The following is a 7062-nucleotide window of genomic DNA, read 5'->3' on the forward strand; positions in this document are numbered from 1 at the left end:
CCGCTACGAGCGCAAGCCCGAGCACTTCCTCGCCTTTACAGCCATCGCCACCAGCCTCATCAACTACCGGCGGCTCACCAAGTGAAACGAGGTCTAAAGGCGCTCCCCGGCCTGCCGGCGGACCGCTATGCAACGGCTTAAGGCCTGTCTCCGCCGCAAGCGGGGCACACGGAGGGAAGGCGCCCGCAGGCGGATGAACGCCTGCTCCTGTGCGAGGTACTGGCGCTGTGGCCGCGTGAACGCGAAGCCCAGCCGGGGTGCGGGCTCACCGCAGCGGAGCTCCGCTGCGGTGCGGCTCTGCCGTGCCCGCACCGGTGCAGCCGCGATGGTGTGCCCCGCCCTGGCAGTTTGACGGCACAACGGGGGCTGCCGGCCCGCAGGGGCGCCGGTCACCGGCTGGCCGCACCAGGCCTGCACGGCACCCTCGCGGCGGCCTCCGGAACACGCCCGTACACACCCACCACCGGGCGCTGTCAGCACTGCCGCACAGCGCCGGCCGGGGCCGTCCCTGGCCGGCCGCTCAGCCTGCCCTGGGCAGGGGCCCGGCTCCGTGGACGGCCCTGCAGCCCCGCAGCTCCCTTCGCCGGACACCCGGCGGACCGCCTCGTCGCGGGCGGCACCGGCGCCTGCGCCGCGCGCCTGGCGGAGACGCCAGGCAGCCGGAGAGCGCAGCTGCAGCGGGGCTGGCCGGCCGGCGGCACTATGGCCGCAGCCGGTGGCGGCGTGGCCATGGTGCGGGCCGGGGCGATGGCAAAGTGAGCTCTGTGAGCAGGGAGTTTACGGCCTGCAAGAGGTGCGCCTTGCGCAGGCAGAGGGCGGGACGCACCGTTGTCTAAAAGGCGGCAGCACAGCACACCGTCTTGCTGCCGCACCGGACGTCACCACCCGAGTGGTGAGTGTTATGCGAATATTCCGCGGCGCTGCCCAAGCCGCAGCACAACGGCGCGCACAGTAGGTGTCGCTGCGGCGCTCCTGCTGGCGGGCAGTCTGGTCACCGCGACGGCCGGGCCGCAAGAGGCGGCGGACGGGGAGCGGGTACTGGAGCAGCGCCTCTGGTAACCGGGCCCGGGGCGCCGCCCGGCGCGATCACAGTTCTGGACCGCAATGGAAGCGTCCAGGTATTCTGGGTCGGCATTGCACAGCAGGGGCCCAGGCAGGCCCCCGGGCCGTCGATGACATGCGCATAGCCAGTGTCTCGAAGGCGTTCAGCGGCACGGTGGTTCTCAGGCTGGCCGGCCAGGGAAAACTGGCGCTGGACGACACCCTGGGCAAGCGTCTGCCCGCCACCCCCAAGGCCTGGCACAAGGTGACACTGCGGCAGCTCCTCAGCCACACGAGCGGGCTGCCCGACTACACAGAATCGCCGGCGTTCCAACGCTCTCTCAGCAAGGAACCCCGGCATGCTTTCGATTCACAGAAGCTTCTGGGCTTCGTAGCGAAACAGCCTCTCCGGTTCCCGCCCGGTACACAGTACCGGTACTCAAACTCGGATAATGTGGCTGCTGCGCTGATCAGCGAAGCAGTCACAGGATCCCGGTATGAGGACCTTGTCAGGAAGCACGTCTACCAGCCGCTCGGTCTGAAGAACACGGGCCTGCCATCCGGATCCCGCATGCCGCCGGGCCCATACCTGCACGGCTACCAGCCCGACGATGACGCAGCCAGTGGGTACTCGGACGTGAGCGAGACGTTCTCCATGTCCGCTCTGTGGGCATCGGCGGCATGGTGTCCACCCCCCAGGACCTCACCGCGTTCATCCGCGCCTACGCCAGGGGCAGCCTGCTCTGCGCAGGGATGCGCAGCCAGCAGCGGGCGTTCGGCCTGGACAGGAAGTCATCTCCTCCCGGCCCGGGCGCCAACGCGGGCGGACTTGCGCTGTCCGGTACACCACCCGGTGCGGAGCGGTCTGCGGCCATACCGGGAACATTTTCGGCTACACCCAGCTCGCCGCCGCCACACCGGACGGGAAGCGTTCCCTGACGCTCACCGTGACCACCCAGGTCAAGGAACAGGCTCCCGAGGCTCTGAAGAAACTCCGGCAGACGCAGGAGGAGTTCATCTGCGCCCTGCTCCAGCGCTGAGAGCGGCCGGGAGCCGCTGACGGCCGGATCACAGGGCAGGACATCCCCAGACCGGCTGAAAGCCCCGCGCCTGACTGCGCCACAACCCCGCAGGCCGCCGCGCAGACGGCTGCCCCCCTTGATGTTTTCGCGGTCCTGCAGTGGGGCCGCTGGCCCCCGGGCCCGGTATGTGACTGCGGCCCTGAGAATGTGAGGCGGCCGGGGAGGACCGGGTGTGGCTGATGGCTGTGTGCCGTTGATGGCTGGGGGGACTGGCCGCCCGGTCCTCCGGGATGCTCCGGCCACTGACTGAGAAATGCGGTCATCGCTGGTCAGGGCCTGTCGGCCGAATGTTCTTCGGACCATGGAGTGCTGGTCACGACAGACAACCAACAGATCGCTGACGCCGTCAAGGCTGTCAAAGCCCGGTTCCGCGGAGCATCAGGACTTCGGCGTGATCCCTCAGCATGCCCGGCCTGGGCGTCATCCTCGGCGCTGAGTTCCTGGCCGCGGCCGGCGGCTTCCCAATGCTGAAGTCAAGCTGTCGCGGTGACAGGTGGTGTGACTTGGTAGCACCGTCGGTCACGGATGAGAGCCCACAGAACGTTGACACGTCGGCGGGCGAGAGCCAGTACGGCTTGGGTGTGACGTTTGCCCTCGGCGCGTTTGCGGTCGTAGAACTTCCGCGAGTTGGGGTCGAACTGGATGCTGACCAGCGCGGAGGTGTAGAAGACCCTCTGCAGGCGTCGGTGGTATCGCTGGGGACGGTGGAGGTTCCCGTTGACCTTCCCGGAGTCACGTGGTGCAGGGGTCACGCCAGCGAAAGCGGCGAGGCGGTCGGGCGTCGGGAAGGCTTCCAGGTCTCCGCCGATGCCGACAAGGAACTCGGCGCCCAGGATGGGGCCGATGCCGGGCATCGACTGGATCACCTCGGCGAGTTCGTGCTCGCGAAACCGGCTTTCGATGAGCTTGTCGGTTTCGCGGATCTTCTCGCTGAGGGTCATCACCTCCTTCGCAAGGGTCAGCACCATCCGCGCGATCGCGGCCTCGCCCGTGACGGCGGTGTGCTGCCGCTCGGCGGCCTCTATCGCCTTGGTGGCCAGGGCCTCGCCTCCTCGGACCTTTCGGTGGGCCAGCCAGGTGGTCAGCCGGCGCTGGCCGATGCGGCGGATCGCCGACGGGGTCTGGTAGCCCGTCAGGAGCGTCAGTGCTCCGGTGGCGCCCATGTCCAGGGCTCGTTCCAGAGCCGGAAACATGCTGTCAGCAGGGCTTTGAGCCTGTTGGTAGTGCGGGTTCGCTCGGCGACCAGATCAGACCGGTGCTCGGTCAGCAGTCGCAGTTCGACGGTGGCCTCGTCACCGGCACGGATCGGTTGCAGGTCGCGGCGCATGCGTGCCTGGTCGGCGATGACCTGGGCGTCCCTGGCATCGGTCTTCCCCTGGCCGCGGTAGCCATCGGAGGCCCGGTTGACCACGACGCCGGGGATGTAGACGAGCTCCTGGCCGTGGTTGACCAGCAGTGCGATCAGCAGGGCCGGCTCGCCGCCGGTCATGTCCATTGCCCAGGTGATCTCCCCGCCGTCGGCGAGGTCCAGGACGTCACTGATCAGTTTCAGCAGCTCGGGCTCGTCGTTGGCCACGCGCCGCGACAACAGGGTCTCGCCCTCGGCATTCACCACCAGACAGTGGTGGTGGGTCTTGCCGCAGTCGGTCCCGGCCCACATCCGGCGCATCGTGCTCCTGTCAGTCGTGCGTGCGGTTCGTACCACGGACGACCTCGCCGGCATTGCTCTACGCAGCGACTTCTTCGCACTTCCCAATCGGCGGCCGAGTCGTCGTGGGGAGCCGGGCGGCCAAGCCACCGGAGCCATGGTCGGCAGCGGCATGAAAGCCACACCCGGCTCCCCTGGTGCCACAACCCGACGAATGGCTGGGGCAGACCCAGAAGGAAGGTAGAGCGGCATGAGCCTCTTCGGCACCACAGACCGCCTCGCCGGCTTCGGCGGCGTTGCACCCGTTCCCGGCGGCTTCGGCAGGATCAGCGGCAGCCTCCGCCGCCCTCGCCGTTACAAACCGCCGACTCTAGCGCGTCCTGAACATCTCCGAGTTGCTCAGCATCCGTCAACCGCGGACTCCCCGCCGGTTCTGCGGACGCAAGCGCGGCGAAGGCAAACGCCAGCATGCAGGCAGTCGCGGCCCTGGCCCGCCGTCGCGTCAACGGCCTCGCAGGGCCCTCTTGCGAGACGGACGGCCCTGCGAGGCCGTGCCTCCCACAGTCCAGGTGGCTCGACAACCGGCATCAGGAAGCAGTGCCTCGGCAGATTGTGCGGGCGAACCCAGCTGACCCGCAGCCCCACCACCCCGGAGAACATGCCTGGGCCGAGGCTCCCGCCTGCGCGGACGGCACGGTCTTCCGCGCATGTGCCAGTGGGGCTCCCCGGCCGGCGCGTGTGCAGTGAAGCCAGCACCCCGCCCGCCAGGAGGCCCGGCCGCCTTCACCACCCGGGTGGCAGCTGATAGGGGCTCACTACCCCGGACAGATCCAGCGAGGACATTATTTGATTATCGCCAATTACCAGATCAGCCTTCAGCACGCTGAGGTAATCATGCAGGGAAGCGTCTAATGATACCCCTGTCCCGCCCGCCTCCTCCACCCGGCGAGCTAGTCCGCTGAGCGCGTTGCTCTTGTTCTTCGAAAACTCCTTCAGAGCGCTCTGGCCGTCATTAGTTATGTATGCATGTCCCTGGGAAACTTCCTTCCTGAATTTCCGGAGGGCCGCCTTCGCGCTTGCCTGCGCGTCTTCCCAGTTCGTCCGGAGCTGCCCTATCGCCTGTTTCGAGTGGCTCTCGGGCGAGGACTGCAGGTATGCTCCCGCTGCCTTCACGGCCGCCTCATACCTTGGCTTTGCACCGGTGTAGGCACGAAAGATAGCCTTCATCTTCTGGGCGCTCTCCCTGGGCACTGCCTCAGAATATGCTGCCCACTCCGATGTGGACGGAGAGGCGTGCACCGACACTTCTAACGCCTCATCTGCCGCTTCGGGTGCTCTGGCTGTCTTTGCCGCCCTCGCGATGAGGGCACCCTGGCCGATACCGAGTGCCAGGCCTGCGGCGCCGAGGGTGAGTGAAGCAACATTGAGGGGGTCGTCAATCTGGGTGCGGCCGGTGCCCATGGCGACAGCATCGAGCATGCCGGAGGCGACATCGAGGGCGGCGGCGGCGACACCCACGGCAATCAGGGTGCCGCTGCCGGCCGTGGCGACCGTGATGGCGGTGGTGATAAGTGCGGCGGCGAAGGTTATGCCCCAGATGAGCCAGCTTCCCCAGTCGGGGATTTCGGTGGTGCCTTCGGGGTCGATGTTGGTGACGGGGTTGGCGCCGAAGGCCTGGTAGCGGTTGTGCTGGGGGGCGGGGTCGGGGGTGGTGAAGCGTCCGGTGGAGGTGTCGTAGAGGCGGGTTTTCAGGTACTGGGTGCCGTCGGGGCTGGTGTATTCGCCGGCGTAGGTGAAGGGATTACGTGCGGCACCGGCCGGGCCTGCCGGTGCTGTGCCGGCTGTGCTGCCGGGGGTCTGGGGCAGGCTGTCGGGGCTGGTGTGCTGGCCGTAGTCGGTGTACTGCCAGGCCTGGGATACCTGGCCGTCGCTGGTGGTGAGGGCGGTGGTGTTTCCGTGCCGGTCCTGGATGAGGTATCCGGCGCCGGTCGGGGAGGCGGTGTCTGCGCCCTGGCCGGTGAGGGTGCGGGCCTGGCGGGTGCCGGCGAGGAGGTAGGAGGCGGTGGTTGCGGCCTGGCCGCCTTCTTTGTCTGTGCCTGTGGTGTGGGTGTCGTTGAGGATGGTGCCGTCGGGGGTGTAGTAGAAGCGGGTGGTGTGTTCCTGCGGGGCCGTGGTGGTGCTGCCGGTTCCGCCACCGCTGGTGTTTCCGTGTGCCGTTCCGGGGCTCCCGGTGGTTTCGGTGGTGGTGGCGCGGGTGCCGTCGGCCCAGTAGGTGTAGCGGGTGAGGGTGCCGTCGGGGGCGGTGGAGGTGGCGGGCCGGCCGTTCAGGTTGTAGGTCCAGGTGGTGCCGTCGTGTGCGGTGGTGAGGTGGCCGTCGGTGTCGAAAGCCTGCTGGCGCTGTTCCCCGTTGACGGTGAGGGTGGTGAGCCGGCCGGAGCTGTCGATGCCGTGCCCGGTGACTTCTGTCTTGCCTGCCTGGTCTCCGGTGTGTCCGGTGACCTCGGTTTTCACGACGTCGCCGGAGACGTTGAGCTCATAGCGGCTGGTGGTGAGCTTTTCCCCGCCCGCGCCGAGGATTTCTGATCCGGTGAGGCGGTTGTAGGCGTCGTAGGTGTAGCGGGTGGTGGTGCTCACCGGCTCGCCGGGAGCACCGCCGGGGCCGGCCTGGGGGCGGGTGTCGGTGCGCTGGGTGAGGCTGCCGTGGCTGTCGTAGGTGTAGGCGGCCTCGGTGACCAGGTGGCCGTCCCGGGTGGTTTTCTCGTGCCGGATCTGGCTGGCGCCGGTGAACTCGGTTTCAGTGACCACCCCGTTGCCGCGGTCGGTCTTGATGATCCGGCCGAGGCCGTCGTAGGTGTAGGCAACCTTCGCCTTCACCGGGCTGGCGGTGTCGTCGCGTTCGTGCTGGACGGCTTCCTTGAGGGTGCCGTCAGGGTGGTAGGTGTAGAAGGTGGTCAGCCCGGCGGTGTCGGTGGACTTTGCCAGCAGGCCGTTGTCCGCGTATTCCTGCCGGACGGTCTTGCCGTCGGGGTAGGCGACTTCGGTGGTGTTGCCGTCGGCGTCATAGGCGTAGCCGATGAGGGTGCCGGCCTTGTCGTCCGGGTCGAACACGGCGGTGACAGCCCCGGTGTGCGGGTCGTAGCTGTAGCCGGTCTTCTCTTCTGTCTTCCCGTCCGCGGAGGTGACAGCCACTTCCAGCACGTGGCCGGTCTTGTCGTCATACCGGTAGGAGGTCTTTATGCCGCCGGGGGAGACGGCCTCTTTGACCTGTCCGGACGGGGTGTAGGAGAACAC

Annotated in this window: 1 protein-coding gene and 2 pseudogenes; 1 reads left to right on the plus strand and 2 read right to left on the minus strand. The window is 67.9% G+C overall.

The genetic code is table 11. From position 1 onward, the window contains the following. Positions 1–1177: 1177 nt before the first annotated feature. A pseudogene (locus tag ACFZBD_RS34945) lies at positions 1178–1597 on the plus strand (serine hydrolase domain-containing protein); the annotation flags it as partial. A gap of 999 nt (positions 1598–2596) precedes the next feature. On the opposite strand, the pseudogene ACFZBD_RS34950 reads toward ACFZBD_RS34945, so the two are convergent. Continuing rightward, positions 2597–3792 (minus strand): annotated as a pseudogene (locus ACFZBD_RS34950) (IS110 family transposase). Between the two features lie 762 nt (positions 3793–4554). Then, positions 4555–7062, minus strand: a 2508-nt coding sequence (locus tag ACFZBD_RS34955) for an RHS repeat-associated core domain-containing protein (protein ID WP_391147731.1), incomplete at its 5' end; no start/stop codon positions are given.

This window comes from Streptomyces sp. NPDC008121, assembly GCF_042957155.1.
GTDB lineage: Bacteria > Actinomycetota > Actinomycetes > Streptomycetales > Streptomycetaceae > Streptomyces.